The organism is Rhizobium sp. TBD182 (genome assembly GCF_001950375.1).
GTDB classification, from domain to species: Bacteria; Pseudomonadota; Alphaproteobacteria; order Rhizobiales; family Rhizobiaceae; genus Agrobacterium; species Agrobacterium tumefaciens.
Window position 1 is genome coordinate 31,519 of the sequence record NZ_BDLN01000013.1, and the last position, 22,216, is coordinate 53,734.

A 22,216-nucleotide genomic window follows, 5' to 3' on the forward strand; every position below is an offset into this window, starting at 1 on the left:
GAAGATACGGACTGGATGCTGCTTGTCACCGACATCACGGGGCTTCCGGCAGTCGGTCGGATTTTGGAGGAACTGGACACGAATGAGCGCGCCATCGTGCATGTCGAGATTCCATCGGCTGCCGACCGCCAGGTGATCAACAGTGACGGCGACGTTTCGATCAAGTGGTACGAGACCCATGGTCCAAGAGCCGACCGTGACGGCTATACGCAGCTGCCGCAGATCGCCTCGGCGATCGACAGCTTGCCGGAAGGACCGGGCTATATCTACATCGCCGGCGAAGCACGGGCAGCCTCCGAATGCCGCAAGCATTTTCGCGACCGGCTCGGCTTCGACAAGACGCGGATCGACGCGATCGGCTACTGGATTGAGGGGCAGGCGCGCGTATGACCACGCAAGCTGTGGATCAGACAGGTACCGATCCAATCGGCAGACCGCCTGCTGTAAACCCGTCAGGCGGGCATGCCTGGCGATTACGGTCGCGGCTGCCCGTACTGTTTGCTCTGTCCACAACCATCCTGATCCTGCTGTGTATCGCGAGCCTCCTGACGGGTGCACGCGCCGTTGCGCCCTCGACCGGCTTCGATGCGCTGTTCGCCTATGACCCGGCATCTGCGGAACACATCATTATCCGCGATTACCGTCTGCCGCGAACGTTGCTTGGCCTCTTGTGTGGTGCGGCGTTCGGCGTCTCCGGTGCGTTGATCCAAGCTGTTACTCGCAATCCGCTCGCCGATCCCGGTATCCTCGGTGTAAATGCGGGCGCTGCCTTCTTCGTGACACTGGCAGTTGGGCTGTTAGGCTTTCACGCGATCTCCAGCTATCTCTGGTTTGCGTTTCTCGGCGCAATTGCCGTGGCGCTAGTGGTCTACGCGGTCGGATCGCGCGGGCGCGATGGGGCGAGCCCGGCGCGGCTCGTTCTGTCCGGCGTCGCGCTCTCCGCCGTGCTCGGTGGCATCGGTTCTGCGATCACGCTGCTTGATCCTCGCGCCTTCGACGGTCTGCGGGTCTGGTCGATCGGCTCGCTTTCCGGACGCAATATGGATGTCGTGCTGACGGTGGCGCCGTTCATCATCTGCGGGCTCGTCCTCTCGCTCTGCGTGGCACCATCCCTCAATGCCGTCGCCTTGGGTGATGATCCCTCCCGCGCTCTCGGGGTCAATCTGGTGCACACCCGCATCCTCGTAGTAATCGCCGTGACTCTCCTGGCGGGCGCCGCGACGGCAGCCGCAGGGCCGATCGGATTTATCGGGCTGATGGTTCCGCATGTGGTACGATGGCTCAGCGGACCCGATCAGCGATGGATCATCGCCTTCACCGTCCTTTGTTCGCCTATTCTTCTTTTGACCGCCGATATTGCCGGGCGGCTGGTGCTGTTTCCCGGCGAACTGGAAGCCGGGATCGTCACAGCTTTCATCGGGGCGCCGGTGCTGATCGCTTTGGCCCGGCGCCAGCGGGCGAGTGGCCTATGAGCGGACATCACCATGATCCTTCCAAGACCGGTGCTCATCGCCTTGCTGTCTCAAGCTCCAGCCAAATCGACTTCGGCCACAGGATCGCCGTGCTCAGGCTGTTTGGCGGGCGGCTGTCGATGCGGCTCGATCCACGCAGCCTTGTTGCTGGTGTGATCCTTCTGTCGCTAACAGTGATGATCGGGGCCGCATCGCTAGCAAGCGGAAAGTTTCCGGTCCCGCTTGCCGATGTTTTCAGGGCGCTCCTCGGTACCGCTGACGATACGATGAAGATGATCGTGATGGAATGGCGGCTACCGCGCCTGCTCCTTGCCTTTCTACTTGGCGCCGCCCTTGGTTTGAGCGGGGCGATCTTCCAGTCGCTGACGCGCAACCCGCTGGGATCGCCGGATATTATCGGGTTCTCCGCCGGCTCCTATACCGGCGCGCTGGTTGTCATTTTCGTTGGTTCCGGCGGTTATTACGAGACTGCGGCGGGTGCCCTTGCCGGTGGCATCTTCACGGCAGCCGCTATCTATCTCCTGGCCTATCGGGGCGGTGCCCAGAGTTTCCGGCTGATCGTCATCGGCATCGGGATATCGGCTATGCTTAGTGCGCTGAATGCATGGATGATCCGCCAGGCCGATCTTAAGGTTGCCATGTCGGCGGCGATCTGGGCAGCGGGTTCGCTGAATGGTCTCGGTTTCGAACAGGTCCGGCCGGTCTTGCTGATGCTGGCGGCGATCATACCGTTTGTTCTGGTGATCACGCGGCCGATGCTGCAGCTGGAACTGGGCGACGAGACGGCAACGGCGTCCGGCATCCATGTAAACCGTCTCCGCCTGTTTCTGATGATCTGCGGTGTTGCGCTGACGGCAATCGTCACGGCAGCGGCTGGGCCGATCGCCTTCGTTTCTCTGGCCGCACCCCAGATTGCCCGGCGCCTATCTCGCTCGGTTGGCGCCACGCTGATCCCGTCGGCGCTCACAGGCGGATTGCTGCTCATCGCCGCTGACTGGGTTGCCCAACATGCATTCGGTGTGCAGTTGCCGGTCGGCGTCATAACCGTCAGCCTCGGCGGGCTCTATTTTCTCTGGCTGCTGATCCGTGAGGCAAGACAATGACAGATCGGCCGGATACTCGACGCGGAAGGCTTGAGGTTCACAATGCCACGCTGCGTTATAACCAACGGATCATCGCTGAGGATTTGTCTGTCGTGATTCCGGACGGTTCCTTCACCGTTATCGTTGGACCCAATGGCTGCGGCAAGTCCACGTTGCTGCGTGCCCTGTCGCGGCTGCTAACGCCTTCAGCTGGCGAGGTTATTCTCGACGGAAAGGCGCTCGCCGGCTACCCCGCAAAACAGCTTGCCCGCGCGGTTGGCCTCCTGCCACAGACCTCGATCGCCCCCGACGGCATCACCGTCGCTGAGCTTGTCGCTCGCGGTCGCTATCCGCATCAATCCCTCTTCCGGCAATGGTCGAGCGAGGACGAAGCGGCGGTCGCATCGGCAATGGCCGCGACGCAGACGACGCAGCTTTCCAGCCGTCTTGTCGAGGAGCTTTCCGGCGGCCAGCGCCAGAGAGTGTGGATCGCCATGGTGCTGGCACAGGAAACACCGATCCTGCTCCTCGACGAGCCAACCACTTTCTTGGATATCGCCCATCAGGTTGACCTGCTTGATCTTTGTCAGGAGCTTAACGCGGCCGGTCGCACGATCATCGCCGTGCTGCACGATCTCAACCCTGCTTGCCGCTATGCCACCAATATCATCGCCATGAGGGATGGCGCCATCATCGCACATGGCCCTCCGCCCGCCATCATCACCGAACGGTTGGTTGAAGACGTCTTCGGCCTGCCCTGCATGATCATTCCCGATCCGGTCTCAGGCACACCGTTGATCGTCCCGAAAGCCAGGCGGTGACGGTTCGATTCTCTCCAAGGCGAAGAAGCTACACCAACTTCGGGTGTTCAATCGCTTCAGAGCCGCCGGAACAAGCAGACGGCCTTGAAGTCGATGCGAAAGCTCCGGAAGGGCAAATGCGTCACACCGCGTGTCATGATCACCGATAAGCTTAAATCCTACGACGCAGCACTGCTGATCATCGCAAACTGCCAAACGTCGCCATGAACACATGGAGCGAAATCACCCTGTCAACCGCGGCATAAACGAGCCCCCACCGTGGCCATCCTGTGCACGAACCAAGTTAAGGCGACGCTGGCATAAAGTGCTCAACGAAGCAGTCCGTCCACGTCGAACTCCTCCCAGCCGCCGAGCTTCAAGGCCGGATCATCGGAACCATCTTCAGACGTCGTTGGCCGCTTCGCAACCTTCTTCTTGAGCGACCGCGTCAGCTTCGCCTGATATGCCGTGCGCCGCCTCTTTTCGGCTTTCGCCTCTGCATCCTCCACCCGCCATTCGTCTACAACGCCGCGGTCGAGAAGGTCTTCGACCACCTTGGGGTCGAAGACATGAAACGTGATCTGACGTGCGCGCCCGTTCAGTCTGACGGTTCGCGTCCCCCCGCTCGGCAAGCGACCGTCGGCAAGCCAACGATGCCGCTCGCTCGTCTTGATAGTCAGGATGTCCTCGATTTCGCGCGGGATTACCGGCAGTGCAGCGGCCTCCGTCACCACTTTTGTGACGATGGTCGCCGCTGCATTGAAGGCGGACTTTTCACTGGCCGCCATCGACAGTGTGAGATCTACTCCTTCGAGCGAGATCAACTTTTTTACACTAGCGGGCAGCCTTGCCTGTATTTCTTGAAGCACGCCTTTGGCGCGAACGGCCGACCCCATTGTCACGGTAGCCGGCAGGGTCCATGTCCTGATCAGTTCGATGTGATGTTTTTCATGCTTCGGCATTTGGCACAGATGGTATTTCAACGCGTTCAAGTCAAACAGCTAATTGATAGCACTCGTGCACTCTGCCAACTTGCTACGAGGCATGAAGGCAAGTCTGATGAACATCAGCCGATCTTTCCTCTCCCTTCATATTGCTTAAATCTTCCATCAAGCTGCGCAGGAATGGTGTAGCAGCAGGGGCGTTCTGCCGGCTTCTGGCCATACTGCAATGGAGTTCGCCCTGGTGGGGCGAAAGATATCGCTGAGCTCTCTCTCCCGAGGCTTATTTGGGAGCCCTCGTTGTCGGTTTGTCTCAAGCCCAGGGTGAAGGCTGATCCGCAATAACTGAGTTGAAGTCGCCTATGGCAGCGTAGCGCGCGGCTCGCACCTTTCTGAATTTACTGCTGTCCACCACCAGATGCTTTTGAACCGAGCGTTGCATAACCATCTGCTTGATCGGCACTTCATGAAAATGTGAGCAGGTGACGCCATGCTGTTCGTCCACGCCACCGGCAGACAAAAATGCCTTGTTGATATTGATGCGCTTCAGCACCTCGATACCCTCATCACCCGAAAACGAAGCCGCTTCCGGATGATAGACCCCCCCGAGCATGATCAGGCGGACATCGTTTCTGCTCGCCAGCTCCTCTGCAACATTGAGGGAATAGCAGATGACCGTGACATGGGCGTTTGCCGGAATTTGCCGCGCCAGATGCGGCATCGTCGTTCCGCAATCGATGAATACAGTGTCATATGGTTCGATTAGAGCTGCCGCCTGCGTGCAGGCGCGCGCCTTGGCAGTTGCATGGCTGTCCTTCTCCTGCTCCAGCACATAGTCGCTGCTGATGGCGCCATCCTGAACCGGAATGATGTAGCCGCCAAGACAGCTAAGCCGCTGACCGTCGGCGGCAATGTCGCGGCGAATGGTAATTTCGGATACGCCAAGCCGGGACGCTGCGTCCCGCAGCCTCAGGACACCCGTTTCCTGAACCAGCCCGGCCAGTGCGTCCAACCTGGCATTGTGTGCACTTATTCTGCTCACCTTATCTCCGCTTTCCGTTTGTCCCTGCGCTTCATATTTCGGTGTTAGTTTCCTTGCAATCGCCCCTCTCTACGCTTGACAGAAGAACAACAAACATGAAACGATCGAAACATAATGATCGGATTGTATCATAATAGTTCGCATTATCGGGAGAGGAAGACAACAGGTTTCTGGGTCGCATCGTGGTCCATCTACCGGGGCGTAGGAAGCCTTTTCCGGGAGAATGAGGAGGCGTCGGACGCGTGAGGAGCGGATACCGGCGTTAGGGATCGACCATTGTCGGGTGCTGCGACTGGAATAGGTCCGGCACAGTGCAGTTTCAAAGGGAGGAGTTATCCGTGAACAAGATTTTCGCAACCATCGCGCTTGCTGCCACGCTTTCGGCGTCGGCTGTCTTTGCGCAGAGCGCCGTCGATACATCGAAGGTCAACAAGGAATTGATCACCGCGGCGAGTGGCAAGAAATACACCATTGCGACCGTCGTGAAGGTGGATGGCATCGCGTGGTTTGACCGCATGCGCGATGGCGTCGAGCAGTTCAAGGGCGATACCGGAAACGATGTCTGGATGGTTGGCCCAAGTCAGGCCGATGCCGCCGCCCAGGTGCAGATTGTTCAAAATCTCATCGCGCAGGGCGTTGACGCCATCGCCATCGTGCCGTTCTCGGTGGAAGCGGTGGAACCGGTGCTCAAGAAAGCCCGCGATCGCGGCATTGTCGTCATCAGCCATGAGGCTTCCAATATCCAGAACGTCGATTTCGACATCGAAGCCTTCGACAACAAGGCCTATGGCGCGAACCTGATGAAGGAGCTCGGCAAATCCATGGGCGGCAAGGGCAAATATGTCGCCACCGTTGGCAGTCTGACGTCCAAGTCGCAGATGGAATGGATCGATGGCGCCGTCGAGTACCAGAAGGCCAACTTCCCGGAAATGTCGCAGGCGACCGAGCGGCTGGAAACCTATGACGACGCCAATACCGACTATACCAAACTCAAGGAAGCGATGACCGCCTATCCTGATATCACCGGTATTCTCGGCGCGCCGATGCCGACATCGGCAGGCGCGGGTCGCCTGATCGCCGAAGGCGGTCTGTCGGGCAAGGTCTTCTTCTCGGGCACGGGCCTGGTTTCCGTTGCCGGCGAATACATCAAGAACGATAACATCCAGTACATTCAGTTCTGGGATCCGGCCGTTGCCGGTTATGCCATGAACATGCTGGCTGTCGCGGTTCTCGAGAAGAAGAACGAGCAGATCAAGGCCGGCCTGAATATGGGCCTGCCCGGTTACGAAAGCCTGCTGGTTCCTGACGCCTCCAAGCCACATCTGCTCTATGGCGCAGGTTGGGTCGGCGTGACCAAAGAAAACATGGACAAGTACGACTTCTGATCCGAACCACGGAGGGAGGGGCAACCCTCTCTCCTTACACCCCGTGTTTTCCAGCCTTGCACGAGGCCATTATGACTGAAAATCTGATCGAGCTGCGCCATATCGGCAAGCGGTTTGGCGGCGTGAAGGCGCTCGACGACGTGTCGCTGAGCATTCGCCCGGGAGAAATCCATTGCCTTGCCGGTGAAAACGGTTCCGGTAAATCCACCGTCATCAAAATCATGTCCGGGGTTTACACGCCCGAGGACGGCGAGATTCTGATCGACGGGAAGCCTGTTGGCAAACTCGATCCGGTAAAATCCGTTCACCACGGTATTCAGGTGATCTATCAGGATTTTTCGCTGTTCGGTAACCTGACGGTGGCCGAAAACCTGGCCATCAATACCTTCCTGATGGAAGGTCGCAAGACGGTCGACTGGCGACAGGTTCGTCAGCTGGCTCAAAAGGCGTTGGACCGCCTCGGCGTGAGCATCGATCTTGATGCGGATGTCGAAAGCCTGCCCACGTCGGGCAAGCAGATCGTGGCGATCGCCCGCGCTCTCATGGCCGATGCGCGCCTGATCATCATGGATGAGCCGACGACGGCGCTAACGCGCCACGAGGTCGATGCCCTGTTCAAGATCGTGCGCGATATTCAGGCGCAGGGCATTGCCGTTCTCTTTGTCAGCCACAAGATGCGCGAGATGCTCGAAATCAGCGAGCGCCTGACCGTTTTCCGCAACGGCAAGAAGGTTGCCGAAGGACCGATTGCCGAATTCGACGAGCCGGCAATCACACGCGCGATGACGGGGCAGGAACTGACCGCCCACAGCTACCAGTGGGCTCCTCGGGAGGGCGCCGACATGCCGGTGCTGGAAGTGCGCAATCTCTCGGTTCCGGGTTCGGTGGAAAATGCCGACCTGACGCTGAGGCCGGGCGAAATCGTCGGTATTTCGGGCTTGATCGGTTCGGGTCGCACCGAACTTGCACTGGCGCTGTTTGGCATGCGCCCTGACTTTACAGGTTCAGTGCGCCTTGCAGGCCGCGAGGTTCACCCGAGGACCGTTCAGGAGGGTATTGCCTGCGGTGTCGCCTATGTTCCGGAGGACCGCCTGACCGAGGGGCTATTCCTGACACAATCGATCGAGCGCAATATCATTGTCACGTCGATTGAGAAATTTGTCCGCGGTCTTTTCATCAATCGTAAAAAGGCCGACGAAACGACCCGCGATATGTTCTCGGCCATGCAGATCGTGGCGCCGGGACCGCACACGCCGGTCAACCATCTGTCCGGCGGCAACGCACAGCGCGTGGTTCTGGCCCGCTGGCTGCTGACGGGCGCCAAAGTGCTGATCCTGAACGGCCCGACCGTCGGTGTCGATGTTGGTTCCAAAGCACAGATTCATAACATCATCCGCAAACTGGCCGAAAAGGAAGGCCTGTCCGTGCTGATGATTTCCGACGATGTCCCGGAACTGGTGCAGAACTGCAATCGCGTGGTGGTTATGCACCGCGGCCGTTTCGTTGACGAATTGTCCGGAGAAGGCATGACCGAAGACGCCGTTAATGACCGGCTCAAGACGCTGAATTGAGGGACGGCAAAACATGAAATTCTTCAGAAGCACAGAGTTTATTATAGCCGGCGTCTTGCTGGCGGCCATGGTCATTATTGGTACTATCAACCCGGCATTCTGGTCGCTGGACAACATTTTCGGGCTGCTGCGTTCCAATGTCGTGATCGGCATTATGGCGCTCGGCGTCCTGCTGGTGATGATTTCGGGCGGTATCGATGTTTCGTTCACGGCCTTTGCCATTGCAGCGATGTATCTGACTGTGCGCGCAATGGTCTATCTCGGTTATGACGGCGTGCTCGTTCCCTTCGTTGCAGCAACGCTGATTGGGCTGGCTCTTGGTGCGTTCAACGGTTTCATTATCCACCGTTTTAGGATGATCCCGCTGATCGTGACGCTTGGAACCGGATCGATCGTGCGCGGTCTGGTTCTCGGCCTCGTCGGCACCAGCATCGTCAACATCAACAAGATGCCAAAGGAACTGATCGGGTTCGGCAAAACCGACGTCATCTCGCTGACGTCGGCAACGGGATCGACTTTCGGCCTGACCGCGATGTTTGTGGTCTATATGGGTCTGGCATTGGTTATCCATCTCGTCCTCACCTACACCATGATCGGGCGCAGTGTTTATGCCTATGGCGGCTCGCCCGAAGCGGCCAAGCGCGTTGGCTTCAATACGGGCGCGACGATCTTCTTTGTCTATTGCGTTGCCGGTGCGCTGGCAGGTTTCTCAGGGCTGCTGCACTCATCGATGATCTGGCTTGCCAACCCGCGTGACTTTGTCGGTCTCGAACTCGACGTGATAGCGGCCGTGGTTCTGGGCGGGGCATCGATCTTTGGCGGACGCGGCACGGTTCTCGGCACCTTGATGGGCGTGTTCATGCTGGTGATGGTCAAAAACTCACTGATCATCATGAAGGTGGACACCACCTGGCAGCGCGTCGTTGTCGGCCTGATCATCATCGTCGCCACCGCCATCACCGCATGGCGCGATCGCAAAAGCATAGCGTAGCGGGAGAGCGCATCATGAAAAATTCGTTCGATATGCGCCGGCTTCTCGGCAACGACAACAACATCCTTCAGCTCCTTGTGATCACCGTCATCGTCTTCGCGCTGATGACCTGGATGAACCCCGGCAAGTTCCTGAATTATTACAACTTCGAGTCCATCAGCTATATCATGCCCGAACTGGGGATCCTCTCCATCGCCATGATGATTGCCATGCTGACCGGCGGCATCGATCTTTCCGTGGTGGGGATTGCCAATCTGGCGGGTATCATCGCCGGCGTCTATTTCCATTCCACCATGGTTCAGGCAGGGCAGTCCTCTACGTCGGGCATGGTGTTCTACACCGGTCTTGGCATCCTGCTCGCCATGGCAGTCGGCTTGCTGGCCGGTTTGGTCAACGGCCTGCTGGTCGCGAAACTGCGCATTACGCCGATCCTTGCGACGCTTGGCACAGGCCAGGTCTTGATGGGACTGGCACTGGTGATGACCGGCGGGCCGGCAATCGTCGGTTTTCCCGATGCATGGAACTGGATCGGTAACGGTAAAATCTTCGGCATCGCGACTCCGTTCCTGCTGTTCGTCGCCGTGTGCATCATCGTGGCTATCCTGCTGACGCGCTCGACGCTTGGCATCAACCTGATGCTGATCGGGACCAATCCGCGGGCAGCGGTGTTTGCCGGTATCCGCAAAGATCGCATGATGCTGTATTCCTACATGCTGACCGGCGTTCTGGCGTCACTGGCGGGGATCATTCTGTCCGGCCGAACCAACGCAGCGAAATCCGACTACGGTGCGTCCTATCTGTTGCAGGCGGTGCTGATCGCGGTACTTGGCGGCACCAATCCCGCAGGCGGAAAGGGGCGGGTTCTTGGCATCGCCATCGCGCTGATCGCCCTCATGCTGCTTTCCTCCGGCTTCCAGATGATGCGGTTCTCCAACCACCTTATCGACTTCATCTGGGGGGCATTCCTCATTCTCGTCATCGCCATCAATGCGTGGCGCAACCCCGGCAGGTGATCTCATGCAGGCGACGGAATTTCATCTCCGCAGGCAGGACTTTACAGACGTCCCGCATCTTCTGGCGGCAACGGGCGGGTTGCAGATTACAGCCTTCCGGTATCCTACCGGCATCGAGGCGCTGCAGTTAGACAATCGCCACGGCCGGATCGTTATCTTGCCCTTCATGGGTCAGATGATCTGGAGCGTGGCGTTCAACGGCGTCGACCTGACCATGGGAAGCCGCTTTGCCATGCCACGACCGGCAGGTTCAATCGTCGAGACCTATGGGTGTTTTGCATTCCACAGTGGCATGCTGCGCAATGGTTGCCCGTCGCCGCAGGACAATCACCCCCTGCATGGTGAAATGCCCTGTGCCGCCATGGACAAGGCCGGTTTTGTCGTCGGCCACGACGCGCGCGGCGCCTATGTTCGGGTAACAGGCGAAGTTGAATATGTCATGGGCTTCGGCGCCAATTATCTGGCCCGCCCCAGCGTGACTTTGCACGCTGAAGACACGCTTTTTGACATGGTCATGGATATCCAGAACCTGTCATCAGCGCCCATGGACCTCATGTATATGTGCCATGTGAACTTCGCCTATGCCGAAGGTGCACGCATCGTTCAGCCCGTGCCGTATACGCCGGAGCAGGTGAAGGTGCGCACGGCCGTGCCCGGCCATGTGACGCCAAACCCCGATTATCTTTCCCTGCTGGAGACGCTGGCAAAGCAGCCTTCAGCCATGGAAGTGCTTAACGAGCCGCAACGTTACGACCCCGAACAGGTGTTTTACATTAACGGCCTGCCGACGGACGGCGAGGGGCTTACGCATCTGATGATGCAGCGGCGTGAGGGCGATGGCTTTGCCATCTCCTATCCGCTTGCCGCCTTCCCGAAGACGGTGCGCTGGATCCTGGTCAATGGGGATTCGCAAGTTGCCGCATTTGCCCTGCCGTCGACCTGCGAGCCGGAGGGCTATCTGGCGGAGAAGGCCAAGAACAACGTGCAGAGCCTGGCACCGGGCGAACGCAGGGCGTTTCCGGTACGGCTCGGCTATCTCGATTGCGCTGCCGCCGATCAGTTCGGCGCCAGGATCAGCGCCCTTTGAAACAGGATATCCAGGGAATTTCGGCATGAGCAAGAAAATCGGGGTCGTAGGCTCCAACATGGTCGACCTTATCACCTATGTGAACCGTATGCCCGGACCGGGCGAGACGCTCGAAGCTCCCGCCTTCGAAATGGGTTGCGGCGGCAAGGGCGCCAATCAGGCGGTGGCTGCGGCGCGTCTTGGCGCTGATGTCATGATGGTCACCCGGGTCGGTGACGATGTCTTCGGCGACAATACCATTCGCAATCTCGAGAGCTTCGGCGTGGATACGCGTCACGTGGTGAAGGTTGCCGGCAAGTCCAGTGGCGTCGCGCCGATTTTCGTCGAGCAGTCGGGCGAGAATTCGATCCTCATCGTCAAGGGCGCCAATGCCGATCTTCTGCCGGCAGAGGTCGACAAGGCGGCCGCCGATCTGAAACAGTGCGGTCTGATCCTCATGCAGATGGAAGTGCCGGTTGAGACAGTCTATCACACCATCGAACTTGCGGCCCAAAACGGTATCGAGACGATCCTCAATCCTGCGCCCGCCGCTGCCAATCTCGATCCGGAGCGTATTCGCCAGGTAACGTTCCTCGTTCCGAACGAGAGCGAGCTGGCATTACTGTCCGGCTTGCCGACCGAGACCGACGAAGCAATCATCACTGCCGCCCGTTCCCTGATCGCACGCGGTATCCGTACCGTCATCGTGACGCTGGGCGGACGTGGCGCGCGCGTAATTACGTCAGATGAGATCGTCAATATCGAGCCCGTCAAGGTAACGCCGAAAGACACCACCGGCGCTGGCGACGCCTTTATTGGCTCCTTTGCTCGCTTTTATGCCGAAACGGGAGAGGTCGTGTCCTCACTGAAGAAGGCATCTCTCTATGCGGCGCATTCCATCACCCGTCCCGGAACACAGAAGGCTTATGCCAGCATCGAAGAGTTCGAGGCATTCTGCCGCGAACATGACCATGCCGCAGCCTGACCAGAAGAATGGACAGAAAATGAGCGAAGCATTCCCCAGAAACAACGGCACGGCTCTCAAACCGGAATGGTTTGAAGATGTATCGGTCAATCGCAGTGCCTCTGAACGGCGGGCAGCAACAATCACCACACGGCGCTCGGTCAAGAAGGAATATCAGGTTGCCTGGCAGATCAAGGCGATTACCTGCATCGATCTGACAACGCTGTCCGGCGACGACACGCCCGGTCGTGTGCGCCGCCTGTGTGCGAAAGCACGACGTCCGGTCAGGGACGACATTCTTGAAGCACTCGGCCTTGCGGACGCCGGCATCACAACCGGTGCCGTCTGCGTCTATCCGACCATGGTGCCCCATGCCGTCAAGGCGCTGGAAGGCACGACTATTCCGGTCGCATCGGTGGCGACAGGCTTTCCCTCCGGCCTAACTCCGCTACCGCAGCGGCTGGCAGAAATCCGCTATGCCGTCGAGCAGGGCGCTAAGGAAATCGATATCGTCATTACTCGCGAGTTCGTTCTGACGCAGAACTGGCCAGCACTTTATGATGAGATCGCCGCGATGCGTGAAGCCTGTGGCGACGCCCATATGAAGGCTATCCTGGCGACGGGTGATCTCAATACGCTGACCAATGTTTATCGCGCCGCGATGGTGGCGATGCAGGCGGGGTCGGACTTCATCAAAACCTCGACCGGCAAAGAGGAAGTCAACGCCACTCTGCCGGTCAGTCTCACCATGGTGCGTGCGCTGCGCGACTACGGCGAACTGACTGGCCAGATGGTCGGCTTCAAGCCTGCAGGCGGGTTGAAGACAGCGAAGGACGCGTTGTCATGGCTGACGCTGATGAAGGAGGAGCTGGGCAATCGCTGGTTGGAACCGGACCTGTTCCGCATCGGCGCCAGCTCGATGCTTGGCGATATCGAGCGCCAGCTCGAACATTTCGTTACCGGTCGCTATTCCAGCGCTCACCATCACGCTGCCGCATAAGGACCGAAAAAATGCGACCCATCAAGGACATTTTGGAAACCATGGAATATGGACCTTCTCCCGAGGCCAATGGTGATGTGAAACAGTGGCTCGACGCGCATGGACGCTCGTTCGGACATTATATCAACGGCCGGTTCGTCTCTCCGGAAGCCCGCGAGACCATTTCCGTGTCAAACCCCGCAAACGGGGATAAGCTGGCGGAAATCATTTGCGGCAATGAGGAAGACGTCGATCAGGCGGTCAAGGCCGCTCGCACGGCCTTCGCAAAATGGTCGAAGCTGTCGGGTCACGAACGCGCCCGCTACCTCTATGCCATTGCCCGACATGTACAGAAGCGCGAGCGCTTCCTGTCCGTTCTGGAAACGATGGACAATGGCAAGCCGGTTCGCGAAACCCGTGATATCGACATTCCACTCGTCGCTCGGCACTTTTACCATCACGCCGGGTGGGCCGAAATGATGGAAGACGAGTTTCGTGGTTTCTCGCCCGTCGGTGTTTGCGGTCAGGTGATCCCCTGGAATTTCCCTCTACTGATGCTGGCCTGGAAGATCGCACCAGCGCTTGCTGCCGGCAATACCGTGGTGCTTAAGCCTGCCGACCTGACACCGCTTACGGCTGTCGCCTTTGCGGAAATCTGCCACGAGGTCGGCCTTCCCGCCGGTGTCGTCAACATCGTGCAGGGCGATGGCTCGACAGGCGCTGCAATCTGCGGCCATGACGGCGTCGACAAGGTTGCCTTCACCGGCTCCACCAAGGTCGGTCGCGTTATTCGCGAGCAGATTGCCGGTTCGAGCAAAAAGCTGTCGTTGGAACTGGGCGGCAAGTCACCATTCATCGTTTTCGAGGATGCAGATCTCGATGCGGCGGTTGAAGGTGTTGTTGACGCGATCTGGTTCAATCAGGGCGAAGTCTGCTGCGCCGGTTCCCGCCTGCTGGTGCAGGAAGGTATTGCCGATAAATTTTATGCACGGCTGAAAAAGCGGTTGGAAACCCTGCGGGTCGGCGATCCGCTCGACAAGTCGACCGATGTCGGCGCGATTGTTTCGGCCACGCAGGTGAAACGCATTTCGGATCTGGTACGCAAGGGCGTGGAAGAGGGCGGTGAACTCTGGCAGAGTTCCAACCCGTTGCCGGCCACCGGCAATTACGTCGCTCCCGGCTTCTTCACCGAAGTCGATCAGGCATCGACGGTTTGCCAGGTCGAAATCTTTGGCCCGATCGCCGCGGCGACCACCTTCCGCACGCCGGATGAAGCTGTTTCGCTGGCCAACAACACACGTTACGGCCTCGCCGCCTCCATCTGGTCGGAAAACATCAATGTCGCGGTTGATCTGGCCGCCCGCGTCAAGGCAGGTGTGGTCTGGATCAACTGCACCAACATGCTCGATGCCGGTGCAGGATTTGGCGGCTACCGCGAAAGTGGCTTCGGTCGCGAAGGTGCGCGTGAGGGGCTTTACGAATATCTGGCGGCAGACTGGGAAAAGAGCCTGCCGGTCACAAAGCCCGCTGAAGCCTTCACGCCATCTGCATTGCCGAACGCTGACAGCAAGATGGCGATTGATGGCCTTGATCGAACCATGAAGAACTATATCGGCGGCACGCAAGCCCGCCCCGACGGTGGCTACAGTTATTCGGTGACCGGCAAGGGCAACGCCGTGATTGGGATGGCCGGAATAGGCAGCCGCAAGGACATCCGCAATGCTGTGGAAGCAGCGTCCAAGGCAAGCAGCTGGAGTTCCGCAACCGCCCATAACCGTGCTCAAGTGCTCTATTATTTTGCAGAGAACCTCGATGCACGGCGTGACGAATTTGTCGCCCGCATCATCGATAGCACCGGTGTCAGCGAAAAGAAGGCGAAGGACGAAGTCGACGCATCTCTGCGCCGTATTTCCTATTATGCCGCCCAGGCAGACAAGTTCGATGGCGCCGTGCACTCCACCAAGTCACGTCACGTCACGCTTGCCATGAACGAGCCTTGGGGCATCGTCGGGATCGTTTGCCCCGATGAGGCACCCCTCCTGTCGCTGGTGTCGCTGGTGCTGCCTGCAATCGCCATGGGCAATCGCGTTGTGGTGGTCCCGTCGTCTCGCCATCCATTGATTGCCGGTGATTTCTACCAGGTGCTGGACACGTCGGATATGCCCGGCGGGGTCATCAACATTGTGACCGGTGAAAGCGATCTGCTTGCAAAGACACTGGCCGAGCATGATGACGTTGCGGCTGTGTGGTATTTCGGCTCGACCGAGGGAAGCGCGATGGTCGAGCGGGCTTCTGCGGGCAACCTGAAGGCCACCTGGGTCAACAATGGCCGTCAGCCCGATTGGCTAAATCGCACCGAAGCGCAGGGTCGCGATTATCTGCGCAGGGCGATCCAGGTGAAGAACATCTGGGTGCCATACGGAGCCTGACCGGCATCGTACATGGGCGACAACTGACAAGATGGCTTACGGAGGCCAACGGTCTCCGTAGGTTTTTTGAGTTATACTAATTGCTGCAACCGCATCTGTGCCCTGTTGGTCAACCTGGAAACGTCATTGGCGCAACTTCTGGGTTTCGAGCGTAACGAGCAAGCTGATGAACGGTTGGAAACCGTCAATTTAGTAAAGATCGCTCACGGCCTTGGCGCCGCTCTGGCGCCACAGCCAATTGCGGCTCGCTACGAAATCTCATTTGAAAGCGACGCCGACAAAAAATCGAACAAAAGGGACGCCCCGTTTTCTCCAATAGGCTAGCCGTTCAGGGCGAGTCCCGAGGTACAACAGGATGGCCTATTTCTTCTGATTGCCAGCAAAAGCGGCCGTCAAGCCAAGACCGATATACACGAAACCACTGACCCAGCGTTCAGCCTTCAGGTACGCGGGACTGCGCTTCAGCCACTTGCCGGCCGTGCCGGCGGCAAGTGCGTAAGAGCTGTCCGTCAGAACGCCAATCGCTGTGTAAACAAACCCGAGAAAAGCGATCTGCATAGCCACATGGCCACGGTTGACCTCAACGAACTGCGGCAAGAAAGCCAGAAAGAATAGTGCGGTCTTCGGATTGAGGAGATTAACGATAAAGCCTTCACGAAAGAGGCGCATGCGGCTCCGTGTCGGTAAATCGCCCTCGACGCCGGGAATATCCGAGGGGCCGAAAAGCTTTTTGAGGCCAAGCCAGATCAGATAGGCCGCGCCGGCATACTTTACGACGCTGAAGGCGAGCGCGGATGATGCCAGGAGCGCCGACAACCCGACAGCGGCGGCGGCGACATGCACAAGCGTGGCCGTATGGATGCCAAGGATTGAAACGAGCCCCGCAGAGCGACCCTGCTCGACCGAGCGCGCGAAGATGTAAAGAACAGCCGGTCCCGGCACAAGAAGCAGCACCAGTGTGGCGCTGACGAACAGGCTGAGATTTGTTGCACTTGGAATTACCAAATCCATGATTACTTTACCCCGTTTTCTATTGCACTAACAATAGCATTGGGCTGCCTCCAATGCCAGGTCGCCTGCTGTTTGGCACTTTTACGGTTTCACATCGCGCCGATTCCTGATTCGAGGCTCACCGTGAGCCGATATGACCTGACAGATGTCGACATTGCCGCCGTTTACTGATGCCATTTGACGAGAGGCTGATAGTGATGCGGCTGACGCATGACGACAAGGTCTTTTCTCCGGACGATGTTCGTCGGGTATGGCGTGTCGAGATTGGTGGTATCGACAGCCGCAGCGGCAATCCCTTCCTCATCCAGGATCGCCGATTCCTGACGTGGAAAAGCAAAGGAATCCGGCCCGAACACCGCACTCTTGCCCAGATAACCCTTTTCCTGGTCCAGCACATTGGCGAAGGCGAAATAGACGTTGTTCTCGCCGCCGCGCACGCGTAGCGCATGCCAGTGGTAGGGATCGGCGCCCTTTGGGATCGGATAGTTGTGCGGGATTTTCGTACCGCCATGACTGCCGGTGAAGGTGCCGGCGATCGCCGAAGGGCAGGCAACAAGATCGCATCCCATGAGTGAAAGCGAACGGATGGCTTCCGGATAAAGCGCGTCGTGGCCAATCGCCAGGCCCACCCGGCCAATGGCAAGGTCGTAGATTTTCCATTCGTCGCCGGCCGTTGCCCAACTGTCGGCGACACCCAGATGCGTCTTGCGATAGCTGCCGACCAGCCCCTCCGGCCCTGCAAGGACCACGCTGTTATAGATCCTGTCTTCGTCCGCTTCGGCAAATCCGGCGACGAGATAAAAGCCGAGCTTCATGGCCAGACGAACGAAGGCGGATACGGTTGGACCAGACAGCGGCTCCGCCCGCGTTTGCGGGGCCTCAAGTCCGGTCAGCGACAGTTCCGGGAACACCAGAATGTCCGGCGCCGTTGTCGCCTTAGCCTCGTTTGCGAGCCTTGTTATGTGGGCAATATTGTCTGCAATGACCGAGGTTGGCGCGAACTGGGCAACGGCTGCACGCGATCTGCGTCCGCGCGGGATTGGCTGATAGCCATAGAGGCGGAAATAATCGCCAGGGTTCCAGGTGAAACTGTTGGTCATCATGTTCATGTAGAGCTCGGGCCGGCGCGTCTTGAAGACCGGTTCGCTTAAGACCTCGCGGCGACGGGCACGGGCAAGATCGACCTTGCCATAGGCAATTCCGTCGCCTGTGTCGATGGATGAGGCAACCGTTCCGTCGGGCTCGATCAGGCAACTTCCCCCGGAAAACTGCACGGTTCTTTCCAGACCCCACCGATTACTTTCGATGACATAGCAGGCATTTTCGAAGGCGCGGTTGATCCAGTAGGGAGCGGGCGCGCGCTCCTGTAGCCAGTTGGAGATGTGGCATATGATGTCGGCACCGGCCAGAGCCTCCAGCCGCGCTGTCTCGAAGAAGTGCAGATCCATGCACACCAGCATTGAAATACGTCCGATCTCCGTTTCGAAGACCTCGTGCACGATGTCGCCATTTGCGGCCCATTTGGGTTCGGCGATATAGGGATGCGACTTGCGGTGCCGACCAACGATGCCATCCGGACCGATCAGAACTGCCGTATTGTAATAGAGATCGCTCTCCGGATCGACTTCCGGCATGCCGACGACGATGTAGCAGCGGTGTTTGCGGGCAATCGCCTGGAAAACATCGGTGGTCGGTCCGGGGATCGCCTCGACGAAGGGCTTCACTTCGGCCCTGTCGAACCAGCAATAGCCTGTCGTCCCCATTTCGGGGGTGACGATCAGGCGGGCGCCGGCCTGCGCCGCTTCCTCGCAAAGGGCGCTCAGCCGGCTGATATTGCGCGCCTTTTCGAACATGGTCGGTTCGAACTGGATAGCGGCGGCGGTGTAGCTCTGTGTCGGTGTCATGATTGTTCCCATTGTCTTATGAAAGGATGCGTCTTTTCAAACAGCCATATGCCTATGAACCAGCGCGTCGGAGAGCGCGTCGATGGCGCCGGCCGCGACCACACCTCCCTTCTCCAGCATGGCGAAGTGGTGAGAGGCATGCCGCGCAAATGCAACGTTCTGCTCGACGAGGATGATCGTCATGCCGATCTCGCGATTGAGCCGGATGATGATCTTTTCAATCTCCTCGACGATCGAGGGCTGGATGCCTTCATTGGGTTCATCGAGAAGCAGTACCTTCGGATCCGCGGTCAGTGCGCGGGCGATGGCGAGCTGCTGTTGCTGGCCGCCCGAAAGCACACCGCCCGGCCGATCGAGGTTGGCCATCAGGTATGGAAAAAGCTCCGGCACCAGTGCCGGAATTTCGCGTTTGCGATCGGTACGCGCAAAGGCGCCCATCAGGATGTTCTCGCGGATGGTGAAATCGGGAATGATCTCCCGGCCCTGGGGGACATAGGCGATCCCGGCCCGTGCCCTCATATGCGTCGAAGATGAGCCTATGTCTTTCCCCTGCAGATGCATCTCGCCCGTCATACGGTCGGTCAGCGCCATCAGGGTTTTCAACAGGGTCGTCTTGCCGGTACCGTTGCGGCCAAGAATGCTGGTTACCTTTCCCGCCGGGATATCAAGCGTGACGCCGTGCAGGATATGGCTGCGGCCGTAGTAACTGTGTACGTTTTTCAATGTCAGCATCAGGATATTCCTTTCGAACCGAGATAGGCCTCGCGGACCTTCGGATTGCTCTCGATATCCCCGACGCTTCCTTCGGCGAGAACCTCTCCCAGATGCAGAACGGTGATGCGTTCGGCGATTTCACGGACGAACCCCATGTCGTGCTCGACGACGAGGATGGTGTGGCGGCCTTTGAGATTTTTGATGATCTGGGCCGTCTTGCGCGTTTCGGCCTGGGTCATGCCCGCCGTCGGCTCGTCCAGCAGAACAACCTTGGGATCCTGGACGATGAGCATGCCCAGTTCCAGCCATTGCGTCTGGCCATGACTGAGATAAGCCGCAGTCACATTCTCCTGCGCGTCGAGGCCGGTGAGGGCGAGTACCTCATCGACGCGTTTGGCTTCGGCGCGCGAAAATCCAAACCGGAGATTGGCAAACACCGATGGATTGCGGCAATTGGCCACCTCCAGATTCTGCCGCACGCTGAGATCGCGAAAAATGCTGGGGATCTGGAATTTTCGACCGATCCCGGCGCGGGCGATCTTGTGTTCCGGCCAGTTGGTGATGTCTGTGTCGTAGACGAAGACCCTGCCCTTTGTGCTGCGGGTCTTGCCGCTGACCAGGTCCATCAAAGTTGTCTTTCCGGCGCCATTTGCGCCGAGCAACACACGCAACTCGCCATCGCGAACGGTAATGCTGACATTGTTGACGGCTCTGAATCCGCCAAAATCGACGCTGAGACCGTCGATGGTCAATGCGATTGCACTCATATTACAATGCCTCGCTTTGTTGCTGTAATGATGAGGATGCCGGGCCTGGTTTGACACGGCGGATAAACTGCCGCAGCACATCGTGCGCGACGCCGCCAAGGCCCCGCGGCATGAACAGGACGACAAGGACGAAGATGAGGCCGATGATCGCTTTCCAGGCCTCGACCAGCGCTTCGGTCTCGCTGACCTCGGCCTCGATCATGTTGATCAGGATCGCGCCGATGCAGGCGCCGAGCAGGGAGGAACGGCCGCCAACGGCAGCCCAGACGACCATCGTCACCGAGAAAGACAGGTCCATGAAGGTCGGCGAGGCGAACTCCGCGACGACCACATAGAGCATGCCGGCAACGCCGGCGATGCCTGCAGAAATGACAAAGAAGAACACCTGGTAAAGCGAGACGTCGAAGCCAAGATAGCGGGCGCGAAGCTGATCGTCACGGATCGCCTGTAGGATCATACCTGCACGGGTCTCCACGATGAGACGCGCGCCGATGAGCGTCAGGGACAGGCATGCGGCGCACAGATAGTAGGTTGCCCGGCTGTAGGGGTCGAATTCGATGCCGCCGATCGTCAGCCAGCCAAGATCGGTCAGGCCGTTGAAGCCGTTCGTCACCGGTTGCGCATCGACCATGACGAGACGCACAAGCAGAACAAGCGCCAGGGTGATAATCGAGACAAAGACACCGGAAATGCGCTTGCGGAAAACCAGCATTCCGAGTGCCCCGGCAATCACGACGGGAAGCACGATGCCAAGCACGAGACCTACGGACTGGCTCTGAAACGGAAGCCAGAGGAAGGAGCCCTTGTTGATACAGCAAAGTTCCGTCGGCGCGCCGGGCTCGGCATTCCACAGCATGAAATCCGGAACCGGCCTGTCGGAGCCCTGTTGCAGACTGGTCAGGCTCGACAGTTTCAGCGACATGGCGAGCATGTAGGCGCCCAGGCCAAAAAACAGCCCTTGGCCGAGATTGAGAATGCCGGCATATCCCCATGTGAGCGCAATGGCGACGCCGAGCATGCCGTAGACCAGATATTTCGAAATGCGGTTCAGCCAGAATTCGTCACCGAAAACCGGCGCTGCAAAAATCACCGCGATGAAAAGCACATAGGCGGCGATCTGGAATTTTCGTTCGATGCTCATGTTAGCGCCCCTTGAACGAGAATAGCCCGCTGGGCTTGACGAGAATGACGAGGATGACGACCCCGAAGACGACGGCGCGCGCCAGAATGTCGTTCGTTCCAATCGCCACCAGCGCATTGATTTCGCCCAGAAGCCCTGACGACAGGGCCGTGCCGAAAAGGCTGCCGACCCCGCCCGTCACCACGACCATGAAACCGTCAACGACCATCGTCGTGCCCATGTCGGGGAAAACGGTCTTGAAGCCGGACATCATTACGCCGGCGACGCCCGCAAGGCCGGAACCGAAGGCGAAAGTCAGGGCATTGATGCGTTTCACATCGATGCCGCAAGCGGCAGCCATTTTTGGATTACGGATGATGGCGCGCACCTGCATGCCCGCTGTCGTCCGGTAGAGAATGAACCATGTCGCCAGCGTCAACGCGGCCGTCACCGCGATGATGAAGGTGCGATACGCGTTGATGTCGGCGCCGGCGAACCTGAAGGTGCCCTGGAGATACAAAGGCACGGCGACGTTTTGCAGTCCGGCTCCCAGGCCCTCGATATGAATGCCGAAAAAGCTGAGGCCGAATTCGAGCCTTACGGCCTGCTGCAAAAGGATGGCAATGCCCCAGGTGGCAAGAAGCGTGTCGAGCAGGCGGCCGTAAAGCCTGCGCACCACCACCCGCTCGATCACCAGGCCGAGCAGGGCGGTCACGACAAAAGCCAGGGGAATTGCGAACAGAAGGCCTGTTTTCAGCCAGATGCCCGAGAGGACGGCGACGTAGGCACCGATCATGACCATTTCGCCGTGGGCCATGTTGATGACGCCCATGGCGCCGTAGGTGATGGCAAGACCGAGTGCCACCAGAAGAAGGATTGAGCCGAGACTGAGGCCGATAAAGAGAATGTCGAGCATAACGCCACCGTTCGTGAGAAGGGCGGACCAGACTTTGTCCTGCTCCTTG

At 58.8% G+C, this 22,216-nt stretch carries 21 protein-coding genes and 1 pseudogene; 14 read left to right on the forward strand and 8 right to left on the reverse strand.

Annotated elements, in window-relative coordinates:
* The 5 genes and pseudogenes from T18_RS28085 to T18_RS28090 form a co-directional block, all read left to right on the forward strand.
* Nucleotides 1–390, forward strand: a 390-nt coding sequence (locus tag T18_RS28085; RefSeq protein ID WP_323455278.1) for a siderophore-interacting protein, incomplete at its 5' end; no start/stop codon positions are given.
* Entirely contained in the window at nucleotides 387–1,472 is a 1,086-nt protein-coding gene (locus T18_RS24520) for a FecCD family ABC transporter permease (protein WP_038497307.1), read from the forward strand. The genes T18_RS28085 and T18_RS24520, both read left to right, overlap by 4 nt.
* Nucleotides 1,469–2,575, forward strand: a complete 1,107-nt coding sequence (locus T18_RS24525) for a FecCD family ABC transporter permease (RefSeq protein WP_236760446.1) — start codon at nucleotides 1,469–1,471, stop codon at nucleotides 2,573–2,575. Before T18_RS24520 ends, T18_RS24525 begins: the two co-directional genes overlap by 4 nt.
* On the forward strand, nucleotides 2,572–3,375 hold the full coding sequence (locus tag T18_RS24530; RefSeq protein WP_046205679.1) for an ABC transporter ATP-binding protein: 804 nt from the start codon (nucleotides 2,572–2,574) through the stop codon (nucleotides 3,373–3,375). The genes T18_RS24525 and T18_RS24530 overlap by 4 nt, the downstream gene beginning before the upstream one ends.
* 54 nt (nucleotides 3,376–3,429) lie before the next feature.
* A pseudogene (locus tag T18_RS28090) lies at nucleotides 3,430–3,546 on the forward strand (IS6 family transposase); the annotation flags it as partial.
* Nucleotides 3,547–3,683: 137 nt separating this feature from the next.
* Here the strand turns inward: T18_RS28090 and T18_RS24540 are convergent.
* Nucleotides 3,684–4,316 (reverse strand): hypothetical protein, encoded by a 633-nt coding sequence (locus T18_RS24540; RefSeq protein ID WP_038497304.1) that lies wholly within the window; start codon nucleotides 4,314–4,316, stop codon nucleotides 3,684–3,686.
* A gap of 292 nt (nucleotides 4,317–4,608) precedes the next feature.
* The gene (locus T18_RS24545) at nucleotides 4,609–5,337 is read right to left on the reverse strand and encodes a DeoR/GlpR family DNA-binding transcription regulator (protein WP_038497301.1); all 729 of its coding nucleotides are present in this window, start codon (nucleotides 5,335–5,337) and stop codon (nucleotides 4,609–4,611) included.
* Between the two features lie 338 nt (nucleotides 5,338–5,675).
* Between T18_RS24545 and T18_RS24550 the strand changes: the two genes are divergently transcribed.
* From T18_RS24550 to T18_RS24590, 9 genes are all read left to right on the forward strand, one after another.
* Complete coding sequence (locus T18_RS24550; protein WP_038497298.1) at nucleotides 5,676–6,722, forward strand: autoinducer 2 ABC transporter substrate-binding protein; 1,047 nt, start codon at nucleotides 5,676–5,678, stop codon at nucleotides 6,720–6,722.
* Nucleotides 6,723–6,793: 71 nt separating this feature from the next.
* Nucleotides 6,794–8,293, forward strand: coding sequence for a sugar ABC transporter ATP-binding protein (locus tag T18_RS24555; RefSeq protein ID WP_003517010.1), 1,500 nt, complete (start codon nucleotides 6,794–6,796; stop codon nucleotides 8,291–8,293).
* 13 nt (nucleotides 8,294–8,306) lie between these two features.
* Nucleotides 8,307–9,284 carry an ABC transporter permease gene (locus T18_RS24560; RefSeq protein ID WP_003517007.1) on the forward strand — a complete coding sequence of 326 codons (978 nt, stop codon included), beginning with the start codon at nucleotides 8,307–8,309 and terminating at the stop codon, nucleotides 9,282–9,284.
* A gap of 14 nt (nucleotides 9,285–9,298) precedes the next feature.
* Nucleotides 9,299–10,297, forward strand: a complete 999-nt coding sequence (locus tag T18_RS24565) for an ABC transporter permease (protein WP_003517006.1) — start codon at nucleotides 9,299–9,301, stop codon at nucleotides 10,295–10,297.
* 4 nt (nucleotides 10,298–10,301) lie between these two features.
* Entirely contained in the window at nucleotides 10,302–11,384 is a 1,083-nt protein-coding gene (locus tag T18_RS24570) for an aldose 1-epimerase family protein (protein WP_038497577.1), read from the forward strand.
* Nucleotides 11,385–11,409: 25 nt separating this feature from the next.
* Nucleotides 11,410–12,348 (forward strand): ribokinase, encoded by a 939-nt coding sequence (rbsK, locus tag T18_RS24575; protein ID WP_003517003.1) that lies wholly within the window; start codon nucleotides 11,410–11,412, stop codon nucleotides 12,346–12,348.
* 19 nt (nucleotides 12,349–12,367) lie between these two features.
* On the forward strand, nucleotides 12,368–13,327 hold the full coding sequence (gene deoC / locus T18_RS24580; protein WP_038497575.1) for a deoxyribose-phosphate aldolase: 960 nt from the start codon (nucleotides 12,368–12,370) through the stop codon (nucleotides 13,325–13,327).
* Nucleotides 13,328–13,338: 11 nt separating this feature from the next.
* Nucleotides 13,339–15,735: an aldehyde dehydrogenase family protein gene (locus T18_RS24585; protein ID WP_038497294.1), complete on the forward strand. Its 2,397-nt coding sequence runs from the start codon at nucleotides 13,339–13,341 to the stop codon at nucleotides 15,733–15,735.
* Nucleotides 15,736–15,861: 126 nt separating this feature from the next.
* The gene (locus T18_RS24590; protein WP_038497291.1) at nucleotides 15,862–16,059 is read left to right on the forward strand and encodes a hypothetical protein; all 198 of its coding nucleotides are present in this window, start codon (nucleotides 15,862–15,864) and stop codon (nucleotides 16,057–16,059) included.
* Nucleotides 16,060–16,095: 36 nt separating this feature from the next.
* Here the strand turns inward: T18_RS24590 and T18_RS24595 are convergent, their stop codons facing one another.
* The 6 genes from T18_RS24595 to urtB form a co-directional block, all read right to left on the reverse strand.
* A complete protein-coding gene (locus T18_RS24595; protein WP_038497287.1) occupies nucleotides 16,096–16,746 on the reverse strand; it encodes a LysE family translocator in 651 nt (216 codons plus the stop codon).
* A gap of 164 nt (nucleotides 16,747–16,910) precedes the next feature.
* Nucleotides 16,911–18,662, reverse strand: coding sequence for a nitrilase-related carbon-nitrogen hydrolase (locus T18_RS24600; protein WP_046205678.1), 1,752 nt, complete (start codon nucleotides 18,660–18,662; stop codon nucleotides 16,911–16,913).
* 24 nt (nucleotides 18,663–18,686) lie between these two features.
* On the reverse strand, nucleotides 18,687–19,382 hold the full coding sequence (urtE, locus tag T18_RS24605; RefSeq protein ID WP_038497284.1) for an urea ABC transporter ATP-binding subunit UrtE: 696 nt from the start codon (nucleotides 19,380–19,382) through the stop codon (nucleotides 18,687–18,689).
* Nucleotides 19,382–20,131: an urea ABC transporter ATP-binding protein UrtD gene (gene urtD / locus T18_RS24610; RefSeq protein ID WP_038497283.1), complete on the reverse strand. Its 750-nt coding sequence runs from the start codon at nucleotides 20,129–20,131 to the stop codon at nucleotides 19,382–19,384. Before urtD ends, urtE begins: the two co-directional genes overlap by 1 nt.
* 1 nt (nucleotide 20,132) lies before the next feature.
* Entirely contained in the window at nucleotides 20,133–21,272 is a 1,140-nt protein-coding gene (gene urtC / locus T18_RS24615) for an urea ABC transporter permease subunit UrtC (protein ID WP_013637551.1), read from the reverse strand.
* A gap of 1 nt (nucleotide 21,273) precedes the next feature.
* Nucleotides 21,274–22,167 carry an urea ABC transporter permease subunit UrtB gene (gene urtB / locus T18_RS24620; RefSeq protein ID WP_038497280.1) on the reverse strand — a complete coding sequence of 298 codons (894 nt, stop codon included), beginning with the start codon at nucleotides 22,165–22,167 and terminating at the stop codon, nucleotides 21,274–21,276.
* Nucleotides 22,168–22,216 lie beyond the last annotated feature (49 nt).